Annotated in this window: 12 protein-coding genes and 1 pseudogene; 6 read left to right on the plus strand and 7 right to left on the minus strand. The window is 74.5% G+C overall.

Translation table 11 applies throughout. From position 1 onward, the window contains the following. Positions 1-13: 13 nt before the first annotated feature. From LFA75_RS13535 to LFA75_RS13560, 6 genes are read right to left on the minus strand one after another with little or no spacing between them, the layout of a single operon-like run. A complete protein-coding gene (locus LFA75_RS13535; RefSeq protein ID WP_225234153.1) occupies positions 14-385 on the minus strand; it encodes a hypothetical protein in 372 nt (123 codons plus the stop codon). Continuing rightward, entirely contained in the window at positions 382-2,520 is a 2,139-nt protein-coding gene (locus LFA75_RS13540; protein ID WP_225234154.1) for a phage holin family protein, read from the minus strand. The genes LFA75_RS13535 and LFA75_RS13540 overlap by 4 nt, the downstream gene beginning before the upstream one ends. Beyond that, on the minus strand, positions 2,517-3,131 hold the full coding sequence (locus LFA75_RS13545; RefSeq protein WP_225234155.1) for a DedA family protein: 615 nt from the start codon (positions 3,129-3,131) through the stop codon (positions 2,517-2,519). The genes LFA75_RS13540 and LFA75_RS13545 overlap by 4 nt, the downstream gene beginning before the upstream one ends. Beyond that, positions 3,128-3,910 (minus strand): MBL fold metallo-hydrolase, encoded by a 783-nt coding sequence (locus LFA75_RS13550; protein WP_225234156.1) that lies wholly within the window; start codon positions 3,908-3,910, stop codon positions 3,128-3,130. Before LFA75_RS13550 ends, LFA75_RS13545 begins: the two co-directional genes overlap by 4 nt. Next, entirely contained in the window at positions 3,907-6,468 is a 2,562-nt protein-coding gene (locus tag LFA75_RS13555; RefSeq protein ID WP_225234157.1) for a GGDEF domain-containing protein, read from the minus strand. Before LFA75_RS13555 ends, LFA75_RS13550 begins: the two co-directional genes overlap by 4 nt. After that, positions 6,465-9,116, minus strand: coding sequence for a putative bifunctional diguanylate cyclase/phosphodiesterase (locus LFA75_RS13560; protein ID WP_225234158.1), 2,652 nt, complete (start codon positions 9,114-9,116; stop codon positions 6,465-6,467). The genes LFA75_RS13555 and LFA75_RS13560 overlap by 4 nt, the downstream gene beginning before the upstream one ends. 165 nt (positions 9,117-9,281) lie before the next feature. On the opposite strand from LFA75_RS13560, the gene LFA75_RS13565 reads away from it, so the two are divergent. Further along, on the plus strand, positions 9,282-9,428 hold the full coding sequence (locus LFA75_RS13565) for a hypothetical protein (protein ID WP_225234159.1): 147 nt from the start codon (positions 9,282-9,284) through the stop codon (positions 9,426-9,428). Positions 9,429-9,438: 10 nt separating this feature from the next. On the opposite strand, the gene LFA75_RS13570 is transcribed toward LFA75_RS13565, so the two are convergent. Beyond that, the gene (locus LFA75_RS13570; RefSeq protein ID WP_225236125.1) at positions 9,439-9,870 is read right to left on the minus strand and encodes a hypothetical protein; all 432 of its coding nucleotides are present in this window, start codon (positions 9,868-9,870) and stop codon (positions 9,439-9,441) included. Positions 9,871-10,875: 1,005 nt separating this feature from the next. On the opposite strand from LFA75_RS13570, the gene LFA75_RS13575 reads away from it, so the two are divergent. The 5 genes and pseudogenes from LFA75_RS13575 (at position 10,876) to nrfD (ending at position 17,286) form a co-directional block, all read left to right on the plus strand. Continuing rightward, complete coding sequence (locus LFA75_RS13575) at positions 10,876-11,172, plus strand: hypothetical protein (protein ID WP_225234160.1); 297 nt, start codon at positions 10,876-10,878, stop codon at positions 11,170-11,172. Positions 11,173-11,374: 202 nt separating this feature from the next. Next, positions 11,375-11,581 carry a hypothetical protein gene (locus LFA75_RS13580; protein ID WP_225234161.1) on the plus strand — a complete coding sequence of 69 codons (207 nt, stop codon included), beginning with the start codon at positions 11,375-11,377 and terminating at the stop codon, positions 11,579-11,581. A gap of 43 nt (positions 11,582-11,624) precedes the next feature. After that, a pseudogene (gene fdh / locus LFA75_RS13590) lies at positions 11,625-14,918 on the plus strand (formate dehydrogenase). After that, the gene (locus LFA75_RS13595; protein WP_225234164.1) at positions 14,915-16,006 is read left to right on the plus strand and encodes a 4Fe-4S dicluster domain-containing protein; all 1,092 of its coding nucleotides are present in this window, start codon (positions 14,915-14,917) and stop codon (positions 16,004-16,006) included. The pseudogene fdh and the gene LFA75_RS13595 overlap by 4 nt, the downstream one beginning before the upstream one ends. Then, a complete protein-coding gene (gene nrfD, locus LFA75_RS13600; RefSeq protein ID WP_225234165.1) occupies positions 16,003-17,286 on the plus strand; it encodes an NrfD/PsrC family molybdoenzyme membrane anchor subunit in 1,284 nt (427 codons plus the stop codon). The genes LFA75_RS13595 and nrfD overlap by 4 nt, the downstream gene beginning before the upstream one ends. The last annotated feature ends 29 nt before the right edge of the window (positions 17,287-17,315 follow it).

The following is a 17,315-nucleotide window of genomic DNA, read 5'->3' on the forward strand; positions in this document are numbered from 1 at the left end:
GCCGTAACGCAGGTCAGGGGTGCCGGACGACGCGGCTGCCGCCGCAGGCCCACGCCACGGCCATCCCGGCGCGGGCCCGGCGCAGCACCTCGGGGTCGGTCAGCCCGGAGTCGGCCAGGCAGACCCCGGCGGCGGCCGGCCGGCCGGTGGCCCGCTCGACCACGGTGAGCAGGCGGTCGGCGAGGGCGTCGAGGTCGGCGGCCCGCACGGCGAGGGTCAGGACCAGGTCGTCGCCGTCCCGGTCCACGTGGTCGCCGAGACGGGTCTCCCGGCGCAGGGCCGGGGCGGCCGCGTCGGGGTCGGGGGTCGAGACCAGGAGCACCCAGGACAGCACGGTCCCGGGCGCGCGGGACGGCGCCAGGACGGGGTGCTCGAGCAGGGTCACCCCTCGGTGATCGACACCTGCGCGGCCGAGCTTGAGGGGTGTGGTCGACCGGCCCGGGGGTCGGGGTGGCCCAGGTCGGTCAGCCAGCCGCGGAGCACCCGGTGCAGGTGCTCGGCGCCGACCACCTCGCCGGGGTCGGCGAACCCGGCGGGGTAGGTGAGGAACCCGTGCTGCTGAGGCCCGCCGAGGCCGCCGTGCGACCCGACGTGCGGCTCGAACGCCGACGCCTCCTCGGTCGCCGGGTCGATCCGGCTGTTGATCATCACGTCGGCGCAGTGCGGGAAGGTGGAGGTGCGGGCGACCAGCCGGGCGGCGTGCTCGCCGTAGGGGGCCAGCGGGTCCTCGCCGATGACCACCCCGGAGTCCAGCCTGTGCAGCCCGTCGCGGCCGAGGACCACCGGCCCGAACTCCTCGGAGTGCACCAGCAGGAAGCCGACGCCCGGGTGGTCGACCAGGGCGGGCAGCAGGTGCGGCCAGCGGCGCTCGATCACCTCGATCGGCACCCGGCCGGGCAGCTCGGTGAACGAGACCATCGCGGTGTGGCCGCTGACCACGCACACCACACCGGGGGCGACCCGGGCGACCGCGCCGGGTGCACCGGCGGCGTCCCGCGGGGTGTGCTCGGCGGACCCGGCCCGCTCGACCCGGTCGCGCAGCCGGCGGGCGATGAGCCCCGGCCCGCTGGCGGCCTCGGCGAGGGCGGCCCCCACCTGCCAGCCCTCGGTGGCCCGCTGCCGGTCACCGGACCGGCCGCCGTCGGGGTCGCCGCCGCACAGCCGGCCGACCAGCTGCTCGACGGTCTCGCCGAAGCGGTTCGCGAAGGCCCAGCCCTGCGTCTGGCCGTGGTCGGACAGGCAGACCAGGTGGTAGGGCCGCGGGGCGAGCTGGGTGGCCCGCCACAGCCGGCCGATCTGCTGGTCGATCGAGCGCAGCACCTCCAGGGTGTCGAAGCGCTCGATCCCGGAGTGGTGGGCGACCTCGTCGTAGCCCAGGAAGTCGGCGTAGGCGACCGGCCGGCCGGCCAGCATGTCCTCGATGAGGGCGGCCACCACGACGTCGCGGGCGATCACCGTCGTCCCCGGGCGGGCCAGCGGGTACAGCCCGCCGCGGTCGATCCGCGGGCGCACGTCGGCGCGCCGCTGCTTGCCCGCCGCGGCGAGCTCCCGGCCGACGTCGACGAGGGAGGCCACCAGCGTGCGCAGCGCGTTCACCGGGTTGGCGAAGTAGGCGTAGTACCCGGCGCCCACGCGGTCCCGGCCGCGCCGGTCCCGCCGCGCCCCCTTGGGGACGACGAGGGCCAGCGAGCTCATGGTGAGCGACACGTGCCGGGCGTCGCCGGTGAACAGGTTGCCGCGGCCGGCGCCGTCCCCGGAGAGCAGGCCGGCGCCGTCGCTGTGCCGGGTCTCGACCAGGGCGGCGTCCTCGGGGTGCGAGACGGCGACCACCTTGTCGCGGTCCTTCTCGTACCAGCGGAACCCGATGATGTCGTGGTTGGAGCCGTGCATGATCCCGCAGACGCTGGCCCCGGTCTGCGAGCTCCAGTCGGTGTGCCAGGAGGTCAGCGCGTGGCTGCCCTCGCGCAGCCAGGCGGCCAGCGTGGGCATCGTGCCGTCCCGGACGGCGCGCTGCGCGGTGGCGAATCCCAGCCCGTCGACCTGCAGGAAGAGGACGCCGGGGACGTCGGTGGACGCGGCGGCGACGTCCTTGCGGCGGGCACGGCGGAAGAACAGCTCGTCCTCGTCGACGGCCAGCAGGCTGCTGATCACCGCGGCCACCCCGGCCATGGAGACGGCGACGACGACCGACGTCTTGAAGGAGGTGACGACGACGCCCGGGATGGCGATGAAGATGCCCAGGACGCCGGCCCCGAGCACCACGAAGCCGCCCAGCCCGAGGGTGAAGAAGGCCAGCGGCAGCGCGACCCGCATGAGCAGCGGCCAGACCACGCCGGCCAGCACGCCCAGCAGCAGCGCGGCCACCGGCGGCTGCCACCACGAGTTCATCGCGAAGCCGGTCAGCCAGCGGTCGAGCACCAGCAGGGCGGCGGTGGTCAGCGCCCAGACCAGCAGCACCCGGGCGACCAGGCGGCCGCCGGTCAGCACCCGGCCGGGCGGGGGGCGGTGCGGTGCGCTCACCGGGTCTCCTGCTCAGCCGCCTGCTGCTTGGCCTTGCGCCGGCGGCTGGCCACCAGGTTGGAGACCAGCCCGACGACCAGCACCAGGCCGGTGGCGACCAGCGTGGCGACCAGCGGGGAGTCGAAGATGCCGCCGCTGACCACCCCGAGCAGCGCGTAGGCGACCGCCCACAGCGCCGCGGCCCCGAACGAGGCCGGCAGCAGCCGGCGCCACGGGTAGGCCAGCGCGCCGGCGGCGACCAGCACCGGGATCCGGCCGGCGGGAAGCAACCGGCCGACGACGACGATCTGCCAGCCGTGCGCGCGGAACTGCTCCTGCACCTCGGCCAGCCGGCCGGCGTGCTGGCCGCGGGCGACCCAGCGCACGGCCGCGGGCCCGCCGAACCGGGCGACGGCGAAGGTGACGACGTCGCCGAGGAAGGCGGCGACGGTGGCCAGCAGCAGGACCAGTGCGATGTCCAGCCGGTCGGTGGTCATGGCGACCGCGGCGGCGACCGACAGCAGCGGTCCGGTGGGCACGACCGGGATGATCGAGCCGAGCAGCACCCCGCCGAACAGCACGGGGTAGCCCAGGGAGCTGCTGTCGGTCCAGCTCGCGGCCAGGACGCTCACGCGGCGGTCCAGGTGGTGGGCAGCGCGACGGGGGAGCCGGGGTCGGTGACCAGGACCGTGGTGGCCGGACAGGTAGCGGCGACGGCATCGGAGAACCGGCGCGGCGGGTCGACCAGCAGCGACCGCATGCGGCGGGTCCGCGCCACGCCGGGCAGCGCGAGGGTGCCCCAGTGCACCGGGACGGCGAACCGCGGGCGCAGCAGCGTGCAGGCCAGCGCGGCGCCGGCGGGGTCCATGTGGCCCGGCCCCAGCGTGGTGCCCCAGCCCCACACCGGCAGCAGCGCGACGTCGACCGGCCCGAGGTCGGCCATGGCGGGGAAGACGTCGGTGTCGCCGGCGGCGTAGACGGTGACGCCGTCCCCGCTGAGCAGGTGGCCCATGGCGGCGGCGTCCGGGCCGTGGGTGGACCGCGGTCCCCAGCGGTGCCCGCTGTGCACGGCTCGCGTGCCGGTGACGGTGAGCCGGCCGTCGGTGTGCACCTCGCCGGGGGCCAGCTCGACGACGGCGGTGAAGCCCTTGGACCGCAACCAGGCCCCGCCCCCGCGCGGGACGACGACGGTCGTGCCGCGGCCGAGCAGCCGCAGGGAGGGCAGGTGCAGGTGGTCGCCGTGCAGGTGGCTCAGCAGCACGAGGTCGACCCCGGCCCAGGACGACGGGGACAGCGGGGGTGCGACCCGGCGCAGCGGGCCGACCCGGCCGGTGAGCAGGGGATCGGTGAGCACCGTGCGCCCGGCGAGCTCGACCCGGGCGCTGGAGTGCCCGAGGAACGTGAGGGTCACCGGGCCAGTATCCGCACGGCCTCCGCGCCCGTGGCCAGCTCCTCGCGGACGCGCTCGGCCGTCACGTGCCGCAGGTCCTCCCGGGTGCGCACCATGTGCACCCCGCAGGCCAGGACGTCGTCCAGCAGCGGGCCGGGCGAGACGCCGTGGGCGACGACGGCCAGGCCGAAGGTCTGCGCGCTGAGGACGATCGACCGGACGACCTTCAGCGCGTGCGCGGTGTCGCCGCCGCCGCCGAGGGCCGCGACGTCGATCCGGACGCTGGTCAGCGGCAGGCGGGCCAGGTGGGCGTAGAGGGTCTGGCCCATGCCGAAGTCGTCCAGGCAGATCCGCACGCCCAGGGCGCGCAGCTCGTGCAGGACCGGCACCAGCTCGGCACCGGCGGTGAGGATGGCCTCCTCGGTGACCGCCAGGGACACCCGCTCGGCCGGGAACCCGGTGGCGGCCAGCGCCGACCGCACGTCGTCGAGCAGCTGGTCGGCGCGCACGTGCCCGGCCGGCAGGTCCAGGGCCAGCAGCGAGACCCCGGGCAGGTCGGCGGCCGTGCGGGTGGACTCGGCGAAGACCCAGGTCTGCAGCGCGCCGTCCTGGCCCTGCCGGCCGGCGGCGGCCCACAGCTCGGCGGCCGGCAGCAGGTCGCCCGAGGCGTGCCGCCAGAACGGCTCCCCGTGCAGCGCCCGCTGGGGCTGGCCCTCGCCGCCGGCGACGCTGTACCGCAGCTCGATGTGGCCGGCGGCGAGCGCGGCGGCCACGGAGTCGCCCGACGGCGACGAGCCGGTGCCGTCGGCCCAGACCCGGACGCAGCCCTTGCCGGCCTGCTTGGCCGCGCGCAGGGCGGTGTCGGCCTCGCGGAAGGCCAGCTGGCCGCCGCCGGCCTGCACCTCGGCGACGCCGACGCTCGCGCCGATGGCGAAGGTGAAGCCGGCGGTCCGGTGCGGCAGCGCCATGATGTCGACCACCCGCTGGGCCGCCTCGCGGGCCTCGGCGGGGGTGCCGTCGACGACGACGGCGAACTCGTCGCCGCCCAGCCGGCAGACGACGTCCTGGTCGCGGACGACGTTGCGCAGCCGGCGGGCCACCTCGACCAGCAGCTGGTCACCGGCCTCGTGGCCGGCGACGTCGTTGACCGCCTTGAACCCGTCGAGGTCGAGCACCAGCAGGCAGCGCTCGCCGGCGGGGCGGGCCAGCTCCTGGAACAGCAGGGCCCGGTTGGGCAGCCGGGTGAGGTGGTCGGTGTAGGCCATCCGCTCGAGCTCGCGCTCGCGGCGCAGCCGCACGGTGACGTCGCGCAGGTGCAGCACCCGGCGGCCCTCGCCGCGGTGCTCGTGGTGGGTGACCTCGAGCTCGGTGGGCCGGTCGGTGCCGGGGATCCGCAGGTGCAGCGTGCCGGCCGTGCCGTCGTCCAGCTGCTCGGCGATCCGGTCCCGGTCCTCGGCGAGGACCAGGTCGGGCAGCCGGCGGTCGGGGTCGCCGGTGCCCGCGGGCAGCCCCAGCAGGGTGCGCGCGGCGGGGGAGGCGAAGCGCAGGCGCAGGTCGTCGTCGACGACCACGACGCCGTCGGAGCTGCCCTCGACGAGGTCGCGCAGGTCCTCCTCGTTGCGCACGAGGTCGGCGACCAGCCGGGTGCTGGTCCGGATGCGCAGGGTGCTGCGGACCAGCAGCAGCAGCACGACGGCCGACACGGCCCCGATGGACCAGGGGGTCAGCGCCTGGCCGCGCGCCAGGGCGACCAGCAGGGCCGCCGGCAGCCCGAACGTCGCCAGGACGGTGATCGACATGCCGGCCGGGTTGACCCGCGGGCTGCGGGCGACGACGTCGTCGGGGGAGGACAGGTGCCGCGGCGAGGACAGGACGGCGAGCACCCCGGCCTCGAAGCAGAGCACGCAGGCGACGTCCCCCAGCGCCTGCCACAGCAGCCCGGGCCGGTCGATGCCGACGGCCAGCATGGCCACGGCGGCGGCGACGAGCAGGGCGGACGCGACGACGGCGGTCGAGGACCGCTGCAGCTCGCGGGTCGTGGCGGTGCACAGCGCGCCGGCCAGGCCCACGGCCAGGACGGCGTAGCCGGTGTAGCCGACGACCAGGGGATCGACCCGGCCGACCTGGTCGGGCGCCGAGAGCACGAACACGTCCGCGGCGACCGAGAGCGCCAGGACGACGGTGGCGCCGTCGACGAGCAGGGTGAGCCAGCCCGCCGTCCGCACCTGGTTGGCCAGCAGCGCGCAGACCACCGGCGGGATGCAGAGCACGACGAGCAGGAGGAGGTCGCCGACGCCGGCGACCCCGAACGCACCGGCCAGGCCGCTGCCGGTGATCAGGCTGGCCAGCGAGAACAGCGCCCCGGCGCCGGCCATCAGCCGCCAGGTCAGGGCCAGCAGCCCGGTCATCCCCCGGGTCGCGCGGAAGCCGCGGACGGCCCCGATGCCGGCGAGGATCCCGATCAGCAGGTTGTCGGGCTGGAGGCCGGTGCCCGCGGGCGGGGTGAGGGCCAGTGCCGGGACGAGGGCCAGCAGGCCGAGCAGCACGGCGACCGCACTGGTGCGCAGGCCGCGGCTCACAGCACGACCTCCCGGACGTCGTCGGCGGTGCCGGCGTGGAGGGCAGCCGGGATCTCGTCCAGGGTGTCCTCCAGGCGGCCCAGCTCGGTGGGCCGGGCGAGCAGGAAGCCTTGCACGAACCGGTGCCCCATGTCGCGCAGCAGCTGGAGCTCGCGGGGGGTCTCCACGCCCTCGACCACGACGTCCATGCCCAGGCTGGTGCCCAGGTGCAGGACGGAGCGGCACAGCGCCTGGTGGCGGGGGCCGGACTCGACCGACGCGAGGAACTGCCGGTCCATCTTCAGCACGTCGATCGGCAGCCCGACCAGGTAGGCCAGCGAGGACCAGCCGGTGCCGAAGTCGTCGACCGCGATTCGCACGCCCAGGCGGCGCAGGGCCTCCAGGTCGTCGGTCACGTGGGCCTCGTCGAGCAGCACCGACTCGGTCAGCTCGAGGACCAGGCGGTCGCCGGGCAGGCCGCTGGCGGCGAGCGCGTCCCGGACGTCGGCGAGCAGCTGGCCGCTGCGGACGTGCCGGGCGGCGACGTTGACCGCCACCGACAGGTCGGGACGGTGCAGGGCGGCGACCGCGGCGGTCGCGGTGTGCATGACCCAGCGGCCCAGCGTGGTGACCATGGCCGACTCCTCGGCCAGCGGGATGAACTCCGCCGGCGAGATGGCGCCCCAGACGGGGTGCTGCCAGCGCATGAGGGCCTCGACGGAGCCGGCCCGCTGCAGCGCGAGGTCGACGACGGGTTGGTAGACCAGCCGCAGCTCGTCGCGCTCGAGGGCGTGCGCCAGGTCGGTGCGCAGGGCCTCCTGCCGGTTGGCGGCGATCAGCGCGGCCACCGAGTGCCGGCGGACCCGGCCGGGGCCGGCCGTGCGGGCGCTGGCCATGGCCATCGCCGCGCGGCGCACGACCTGGACGGGCTCGAGGTCGTCGGCGGTCACCGCGGTGGTGCCGGCCGAGGCCGACAGTCGTAGACCGAGGACCGGGACGTCGGCACCGACGGTGGCGACCAGCCGGTGGGCCAGCGTCTCGGCGTCGCTGACCGCACCGGTCAGCAGCACCGCGAACTCCTGCGGGCCGACCCGGAACAGCCGGTCGCCGGTGCGCAGCACGCGGGAGAACCGGCCGGCCAGGTCGAGGGCGACCTCCGGCGGTGCGGCCGTGCCGCGGTGCGCGTCGGCCAGGCCGGTCACCCAGAGCTGCACCAGCGCGTGGCCCGGCCCGCCGCCGTCCAGGACCTCGGCCAGCCCGGCGACCAGTGCGCTGCGGTCGGGCAGCCCGGTCTCGGGGTCGCTGCCGCCGGCCGGCTGGTGGGTGGCCTGCGCGGGGGCCGGTGCCTCGACCCGGGTGATGTCGCGGCAGTAGAGGACCAGGGCCTCGATGTCGGGGTCCTGGCGCAGGTCGCGGACGAGGGCCTGGACCAGCCGCCAGCGGCCGTCGTCGTGCCGGACGCGGGCGGTGGTGGTGCGGTCCCCGGCGTCGGTCTGCGGGGTGAGGAGGGCGGCGGTGAGGGCGGCGCGGTCATCGGGGTGGACGGCGACGCGGACGTCCCGGCCGACCAGCCGCGCGGGGGTCCGGCCGATCAGGTCGGCCATGCCCGGGGAGGCCCAGGTGATGGCGAGCCGGCCGTCCAGGATGACCACCTGGTCGACGGCGGCCCGGACGACGGCGCGGAAGCGGGACTCGCTGCGCTGCAGGCGCCGGGTGAGGTCGCGGCCGTCCCGCCAGGAGACGGTCTGGTGGGCGAAGAGCAGCAGCAGGCCGAGCCCGCCGAGCACGGACTGCGGAGCGCCGAGGCTGCCGGAGGCGAGGACCCCGGCCAGGAGCAGCAGACCGGCGGTGAGCGCGGCCAGGTGCGGCAGGAGCGCGGCGACGACCGACGGCGCCTCGTCCGGCGACGCCGGCGTGCCGGGGGTGGTGTCGAGCAGGGCGGCGCACAGCAGCAGGCCGAGGGCGGCGACGGCGGCGACGGTGCTGGCCACCAGCGCGGGGCTGGTGCCGCGGGCCTCGTCGGCGAAGGCGATGAGCACGAGCGCGACGGCGACGGCCAGCTGCGCACCCAGCGCGAGGGCGGCGACCCGGCGGACCTTGCCGGCCGTGGTGGACAGGACCAGCAGGCCCAGGGACACCAGCGCCGACAGGGTGACGCCGAGGGCCACCAGGGTGCCGTCGAACAGGGTGCTCAGCCCCAGCCGTCGGCCGGCGACGAGCTCGAACGAGGCGAGCGCGCAGAGCATGCTGGCCACCAGCAGGAGCAGCAGCGAGGTGACCAGCTGGGCGCGCATGCGGCGCCAGGTGCCGGGCGGGAGCAGCCGCTGCAGCGGGACGAGGGTGAGCAGCATGCCGGGCAGGGCGCCGACGGTCATCGGCACCGTGGAGCCGGGCAGGTGCAGGGCCAGGGTGGCGCCGGTCCCGGCCACGGTCAGGCCGAGGGCGTACCAGCCCCAGACGGGCGGGTGGCTGCTGCGGCGGGCCGCGGTCCAGGTCGCCCAGGACCCGACGAGGAAGGCCACCGCGGCCAGGAGGCCGACGCCGAGGTCGTCGGCGGGGGACGGCAGCGCGGCGGAGACCAGCACGCCCAGGGACAGCAGGACGGCCCCGACGGCGACGCGGGAGGGCGTCGTCGGCAGCGGGGGCCCGTCGGGGACCTGGGGGTTCACAGGGACCACGTCGGTCGCCCGGGGGGCGGCATTGAGCACCTGTCGGGCAGTTCACCCCAAGGGGGATGCGCCGCACCGGCGTTTTGCGGCTCCAGGGCCGGGGAACCCGGTGTTCACCTGTACGTTCCGCGCACCGTCCCAGCAGTTCCCGGCGAGGTCCCGATGATGTGGCTCTGGCTCCCCTTCGTGTGGTTCGCGCTCGCCTGCCTCGCGGGCGTGTGGCTCGGCGGTGCCCTGCGCACCGCTGAGCGCAACGACCGGCTGCGGGTCGAGGTGGAGTCCGCGCTGCGGTACGAGCTCGCCGGCCTCTGACCCCTGCGGGTCAGGGGGCCGGTACGGCCTCGGCGCCGGGGTAGCCCTGCTGGGAGTCCTGCACAGGCGGCATCGGCTCCACGGGGGTCAGAGCCTCTTCGGTGGCCGGGGGCGAGCTGATTACGCCGGGGGTGGGTGAGGTCGCCGGAGATCCGCTCGGGACGACGGAGGCGGAGGACGAGACGGTCGCTGCCGGCACAGCCGACGAGGTCGCCACGACCTCTTCGGAGACCGCGCCCTGGCCCGGGGGGACGACCTCGGTGCCGGGTACCACGGCCTCACCCGCACCATCGGTGAGGTCGGCCGGATCTGGCGGGGTGGTGGCGGCGGGGGCGGTGGTCGTTGCCCCGGGGTCGCCGACGCCGGTGGAGGACCCGGCCGACGGCTCGGACTCGTCGATGACGTCTCCGGCCTCGACCACGGCGGCGTCGTCAGCGGACACCGCTTGCTGCACCAGGACGGCAGCCGGGACGGCCAGGAAGCTGGCGATCCAGATGGCCAGCGCGATGGGCAGCCACCGGGGTGTTGTCCTCCGCGGTGCACGTCGCGAGCCCGTCGTCGGACCACGGGAAGATCCGGTGGACGGGCCGCGGGTACGGCCCGTCGAGGGTCCCGCCGACGGGGCACGCCGGGATCCGGTGGACGCACCTGACGTCTGGTCGTCCAGGGAGGGCAGCCGTGGGGAGGGAGACGGTGCGGAGCGGCCCAGTGGTCGCCCGACCGTCCGGGACTCCGAGCGCCGCCGGCTTCCGGTGTCCTGCCGATGTCCGCCCATCGTGGTCCCCCGTTGAATTGCATGCGTGTCATTCGCTGCTGACGGAGACGGAAGGTATCGATCGCAGTGCGCACTGGACCAGCCCCGACCGGCGTGTTGGTGGCGACACGCCGGAGGCATTTACATCGCATCGCCTAGTGGGCGAACACGCAGCGTAGTTATCGGTCAGGTGTTCGAACGTTCCCCTGAGGACATGGCCGTCGGGGAAGTGTGCGGGAGCACGGTTCGGTCGGGTGGCGGATGCAGGACCATTCGCCAGCGCGAGAGTTCCGCCTCAGGTGGTCGGCACGCTGCTGTCCGCCTGCACGGACGCGGTGGACGCCGTCGGGTCGGTGAGCTCGGGGTCGAGGACCGGGGTGTTCCCGTCCAGGGTGGCTGCCGGGTCCTCCATGACGGCGCTGGGCGGCGTCCTCGTCGACGTCGAGGGCCAGGTGTCGGCCGGTGCCGGTGGCCGGTGGGGGAGGGGTCGGGGCAGACGTCGAGCCGTCGTCCATCGCTGCGTGCCGGGCGGTCTCGACCAGGTCGTCGTGCCGGGCGAACTCGGCAGAGATGTCGAGGGCGGGCTCGTCGGAGCGGTCGGTGACGGGGACGGGTGCGGCAGTCATCACGGGCGGTGCCGGCCGCGGCGCGATGACGGAGGGGGTCGTAGCGGTGGCCGGAAGGACGGCGAGGGTGACCGCGCGACGGGCCTCGGCGGCCTTCGCCGCGGCGTCCAGCGCCTCCAGCAGGGCCTGGTCGAGCACCGGCTGGCGGCCGGACTCGCGGATGAGGTCCCGGGCGGCCTTGGCCGCCGTGCCGTCGTCCAGCGGGTCGAGGCCGGTGAACGCGGCGTGCACGGCCGAGTCGTTCATCGGGTCCAGCGGGTCGAACCAGCTGGTCTGGTCCACCGCCGGTGCCAAGGTGGCCGTCCCGGACTGCCGGCCCGGAGGCGGCACCGGCGGCAACGCGCGGCGAGGCGTGATCAAGTGATCGTCCACCGTGGTCCCTTCCCCGTGCGGGTGCCTCCGTGGACACCCAGTCGGCGGGAATGGTGACACTCCGGAGGCATCTGACGACAGTGCGTCTGGGCGTGTCGCCCCGACACGCGGCAGGAGGGGTTCCTGGGACGGATGGGTCCGCCCTCCCGGGTGATGTCCCGGGCGGCCACCCGCCGGACGCCTACGGTTCACCCATGCGGACTGCGGCGGGGGCGCTGGTCGCGCTCGTGTTGAGCGGGTTCACCGCCCTGCTGCTGCACGGCACCTACGAGTTCGAGGGCCCGGTGGTCCTGACGCTGACCTACAACCACGGGCTGCACGCCGGCGACGTGCTGATCCTGCTGGGCTGGGTCGTGGCCATCGTCGCCGTGGTGCTCCTGGTCCGTCGTCCCTCCCGCTGAGCGTCGGGCCCGTGACGGGCGCCGCCGATGTGCCGGTGGCACAGTGGACCCGGTGAAGACCTGGCTCGACTCCTGGCCGGTGTTCCGGCAGCTGACCGGACCCGATCCATTGGGTCGCGGGCACGCTGCCCGGAGCAAGAAGACCGAGGGCATCACCAGCCGGACGGCCACCGCCGACCGCGTGGTGCAGTCGGTCTGCCCCTACTGCGCGGTGGGCTGCGGCCAGCGGGTGTTCGTCAAGGACGAGCAGATCGTGCAGATCGAGGGCGACCCGGACTCGCCGATCAGCCGCGGCCGGCTGTGCCCCAAGGGCAGCGCCAGCAAGCAGCTGGTCACCAGCCCGTCCCGGGTCACCACGGTCAAGTACCGCCGTCCGCACGGGAGCGAGTGGGAGGACCTGGCCCTCGACGAGGCGATGGAGATGATCGCCGACCGCGTGCTCGCCGCGCGGGAGAAGGGCTGGCAGGAGTTCGACGGTGACCAGCGGGTCAACCGCACCATGGGGCTGGCCAGCCTCGGTGGCGCGACGCTGGACAACGAAGAGAACTACCTGATGAAGAAGCTGTACAGCGCCATGGGCGCCATCCAGATCGAGAACCAGGCGCGCATATAGCACTCCGCCACGGTGCCCGGTCTGGGTGCCACGTACGGCCGCGGCGGGGCCACCGGGTTCCAGCAGGACCTGGTCAACGCCGACTGCATCGTCATCGAGGGCTCCAACATGGCCGAGTGCCATCCCGTGGGGTTCCAGTGGGTGATGGAGGCGAAGGCGCGCGGGGCGAAGGTCATCCACATCGACCCGCGCTTCACCCGCACCAGCGCGGTGGCCGACACCCACGTGCCGCTGCGGGCGGGCACCGACATCGCGTTCCTCGGCGGGCTGATCAGCTACGTGCTGGACAACGAGCTCGACTTCCGCGACTACGTGCTGGCCTACACCAACGCGTCGTCCCTGGTCGGTGAGGACTTCGTCGACACCGAGGACCTCGGCGGCCTGTTCTCCGGCTGGGACGACGAGTCGAAGTCCTACGACAAGACGTCGTGGCAGTTCGAGGGTGCGCACGAACCCAGCGCCACCGGCACCGACGAGATCGACCCGCCTGCCCCGGAGCCGGGCAAGGTCGACCCGCAGCCAGCCACCGACCCGACGCTGCAGCACCCGCGCAGCGTCTACCAGGTGATGAAGCGGCACTTCGCCCGCTACACCCCGCAGATGGTCGCCGACATCTGCGGCATCGAGCCCGAGGTCTTCCTCGACGTCGCCCGCGCGGTGACCGCGAACAGCAACCGCGAGCGGACGACGGCCTGGGTGTACTCGGTCGGCTGGACGCACCACACCGTCGGCGTGCAGTACATCCGCACCGCCGGCATCCTGCAGGCCCTGCTCGGCAACATGGGCCGACCCGGCGGCGGCATCCTCGCGCTGCGCGGGCATGCCTCCATCCAGGGCTCGACCGACATCCCGACGCTGTACAACCTGCTGCCGGGCTACCTGCCCATGCCGCACGCCGGCGAGCACGCCACGCTCGACGAGTACTGCAAGGTCGGCGACCAGATGGTCGGCTTCTGGGGCGGCACCCGCGCCTACATGGTCAGCCTGCTCAAGGCCTGGTTCGGCGACGCCGCGACGGCGGAGAACGACTACTGCTTCGACCTGGTGCCCAAGATCAACGGCGACCACGGCTCCTACCGCCAGGTCGCCGACATGATCCAGGGCAAGATCCCCGGCTACTTCCTGGTCGGGGAGAACCCGGCGGTCGGGCACGCCAACGGCAAGATGCAGCGCCTAGGCCTCGCCAACCTGGACTGGCTCGTCGTCCGCGACCTGCAGATGATCGAGTCGGCCACCTTCTGGAAGACCGCGCCGGAGATCGAGACCGGCGAGCTGGTCACCGAGGACATCGGCACCGAGGTCTTCTTCATGCCGGCGGCCACGCACACGGAGAAGGAAGGCACCTTCACCAACACCCAGCGCGTGCTGCAGTGGCACCGCCAGGCGATCGAGCCGCCGGGCGACGCCCGCAGCGACCTGTGGTTCTACTTCCACCTGGGCCGCATCCTGCGCGACCGGCTGCGCGACTCGACCGACCCCCGCGACGCCGGCCTGCAGGCCCTGACCTGGGACTACCCGACCCACGGACCCCTGGTCGAGCCGTCGGCCGAGGCCGTGCTGCGCGAGATCAACGGCACCGGACCGGACGGCAAGACCCTGGGCAGCTACACCGAGCTCAAGGACGACGGGACGACGACCGCCGGCTGCTGGATCTACACCGGTGTCTACGCCGACGAGGTCAACCAGTCCGACCGCCGCAAGCCCGGCCGGGAGCAGAACTGGGTGGCCGGCGAGTGGGGCTGGGCATGGCCGGCCAACCGCCGCACGCTCTACAACCGTGCCTCGGCCGACCCCGAGGGCAAGCCGTGGAGCGAGCGCAAGGCCTACGTCTGGTGGGACGAGGGCGCCCAGCGGTGGACGGGTCACGACGTCCCGGACTTCGAGGCCACCAAGCCGCCGTCCTACCGTCCCGAGCCCGGCGCGAAGGGTCCCGCCGGCATCAGCGGCGCGGACGCCTTCATCATGCAGAACGACGGGAAGGCCTGGCTGTACGCGCCGTCCGGCCTGGCCGACGGTCCGCTGCCGACGCACTACGAGCCCGACGAGTCCCCGGTACCCAACCTGCTCTACCGGCAGCAGGCCAACCCGGGTCGGGAGGTCATCGAGGCCGCCTGGAACCGGAGCAACCCGCCGACCAGCGACGTCTACCCCTACGCGTTCACCACCTACCGGCTGACCGAGCACCACACGGCCGGCGGGATGAGCCGCACGCTGCCCTACCTGAGCGAGCTGCAGCCGGAGTTCTTCGTCGAGGTCAGCCCGCAGCTGGCCGTCGAGCGCGGGCTGGAGAACGGCGGATGGGCGACGCTGGTCAGCGCCCGGACGGCGATCGAGGCCCGGGTGCTGGTCACCGAGCGGATGCGGCCGCTGAAGCTGGGCGGCGGCAAGGTCGTGCACCAGATCGGCATCCCGTACCACTGGGGCGAGCAGGGCATCTCCACCGGCGACAGCGGCAACGACCTGTTCGGCGTGGTGATGGACCCCAACGTGCACATCCAGGAGTCCAAGGTCGCCACCTGCGACATCCAGCCCGGCCGCCGTCCGCGGGGTCCGGCGCTGGTGGACTTCGTGGAGTCCTACCGGCAGCGCGCCGGCGTGAAGAGCGGCCGGGTGCCGGTCGGCGGACGGTCGCCGGTCGAGGAGACGAACATGACCGGTGAGGGCGGTCCGCAGGCCGACACCACCCAGAGCGCACCGGACCACATCGCGGAGGGCACCTCGTGAGCCAGATCAGCTCCGCCAGCCCGGCCTTCACCGGCAACGACCCGGAGAACCGGCTGTTCGGGCCGCTGCCCGACGTCACCGCCGAAGCCGGCTACGAGCCCGACCACCCGGCGCGGGTCGGGTTCTTCACCGACACCAGCGTGTGCATCGGCTGCAAGGCGTGCGAGGTGGCCTGCAAGGAGTGGAACACGCTCCCGATGGACGACGCCGACGGCACGATCGACGCCCTGGGCCTGTCGGGGATGAGCTACGACAACACCGGCATGCTGGGAGCGAACTCCTGGCGGCACGTGGCCTTCGTCGAGCAGTCCCGCGAGGTCGACCTGCCGATGCCGGGGATCGGGCTGCCGGCCGCGCCGGGCCAGGGCGCCGGGTCCGGCGGTGGCTGCGGGGGGTCGTGCGGGTCGGCGGAGACGCCGTCGCACGCGAACGCGGACGGCGCGACGATCGACCAGGCCGACGTGCTCAACGCGCAGGCGCTGTCGAGCTTCGACCCGCAGACCGCGCAGTCGGCCGACCGGGAGATCCGCTGGCTGATGTCCAGCGACGTCTGCAAGCACTGCACGCACGCCGGTTGCCTGGACGTGTGCCCGACCGGTGCGCTGTTCCGCACCGAGTTCGGCACCGTCGTGGTGCAGGACGACATCTGCAACGGCTGCGGCTACTGCGTGCCGGCCTGCCCGTACGGCGTGATCGACCAGCGGAAGGACGACGGCCGGGTCTTCAAGTGCACGATGTGCTACGACCGGCTGACCGACGGTCTGCAGCCGGCCTGCGCGACCGCGTGCCCGACCCAGTCGATCCAGTTCGGTGACCTCGACGAGCTGCAGGCCCGCGCCGACGCACGGCTGGCGACGCTCACCGAGCAGGGCGTGACCACCGCGCGGCTGTACGGCCGGGACACCGACGACGGCGTGGGCGGCGCGGGGGCGTTCTTCCTGCTGCTGGACGAGCCCGAGGTCTACGGCCTGCCGCCGGACCCGGTGGTGACCACCCGCGACCTGCCCTCGATGTGGCGGCACGCCGCGGGTGCTGCGGCGATGCTCGTCGGCGTCGCGCTGTCCGGGTTCCTGGGACGGCGACGGTGACCGGCCGGCACGCCTCCGGCCCCGGCGAGGGAGCCCCGGTCGAGGGCGCCGGCCCGGACCGCGCGGCCCAGGCCCCGGTGGAGCAGCCCGACCCGGAGGTCTCGCAGCCCGCGACGCCGGAGCTGCACCGCACCGGCCGGCCGAACGAGGACGTCGACGCCCCGCTGGACCACCGGCCCGGGGTCTCGGGCGTGGCCACCCCCGGTGGTGGCTGGCGCAAGGCCGACGGCCCGTCCGCGTCCGGTCGGGAGGCGCGCAAGCGCAAGCGCGGTGGACGCCGGGGCGGGGCCCGCGACGGTGATCCGACCGTCGGCGACGCGGACTTCCAGAGCTACTACGGCCGGCAGATCGTGAAGTCGGCCGTCTGGAAGACCCCGGACGTGCCGCTCTACCTGTTCCTGGGCGGCGCGGCCGGCGCGTCTGCGGTGCTCGGCGCCGGAGCCGAGTTCACCGACCGGCCGGCGCTGGCCCGGTCGGCGCACCTGATCGCCGGCGGCGGCGCGATCGCCAGCGTCGGGTTCCTGATCCACGACCTGGGCCGGCCCGAGCGGTTCCTGCACATGCTGCGGGTGTTCAAGCCGACGTCCCCGCTGAGCGTGGGCTCCTACATCCTGTCGCCGTTCAGCACCGCGGCCGGTGGGGCGGCGGCGCTGAGCCTGCTCGGCTCGGTGCCGGCGGTGCGTCGGTCGAGCGGGTGGCTGCCGAAGCTGATCCGCTCGACCGGGCTGCGCCGGACGGCGAGCGTCGGTGCGGCCGCGTTCGGCGGTCCGATGGCGGCCTACACCGCGGTGCTGCTGGCCAACACGGCAACGCCGTCCTGGCACGAGCCGGGGAACCAGCTGCCGTTCGTGTTCACCGGGTCGGCGCTGGCCGCCGGCGGTGGCCTGTCGATGGCGTTCACCCCGGTCGACCAGGCCGGACCGGCCCGAAAGGCCGCCGTCGTGGGCGCCGCGGTCGAGCTGGCCGCGATGCACAAGGTGGAGAACGACCACGGCATCGTCAGCGAGCCCTTCCACATCGGCCGGGCCGGCACGACGCTGCGGATCGCCAAGGCCTGCACCACGGCCGGCGCAATCGGGGCCGCCGTGCTCGGTGGCAAGCGCTGGGGCGCCGTGGCATCCGGCGCGTTGCTGGCGACGGGGTCTCTGCTGACCAGGTTCGGCGTGTTCGACGCGGGGATGGCGTCGTCCAAGGACCCGAAGTACGTCGTCATCCCGCAGCGGGCCCGGATGGCTGCCCGCGCCGAGGCCGCGGCGGCTGCTGCGTCGACCGGCGGCTGACCTCCGGGGGGTAGGTGGTTGTCCACAGG

Origin of the sequence: Klenkia terrae (genome assembly GCF_900491935.1) — a bacterium.
In the GTDB taxonomy this organism is placed as follows: Bacteria; Actinomycetota; Actinomycetes; order Mycobacteriales; family Geodermatophilaceae; genus Klenkia; species Klenkia terrae.

Bases quoted from the DNA above. Each gene is read 5' to 3' on its own strand.
- LFA75_RS13565 (WP_225234159.1), top strand. From the start codon at position 9,282: ATGTGGCTCTGGCTCCCCTTCGTGTGGTTCGCGCTCGCCTGCCTCGCG.
- LFA75_RS13580 (WP_225234161.1), top strand. From the start codon at position 11,375: ATGCGGACTGCGGCGGGGGCGCTGGTCGCGCTCGTGTTGAGCGGGTTC.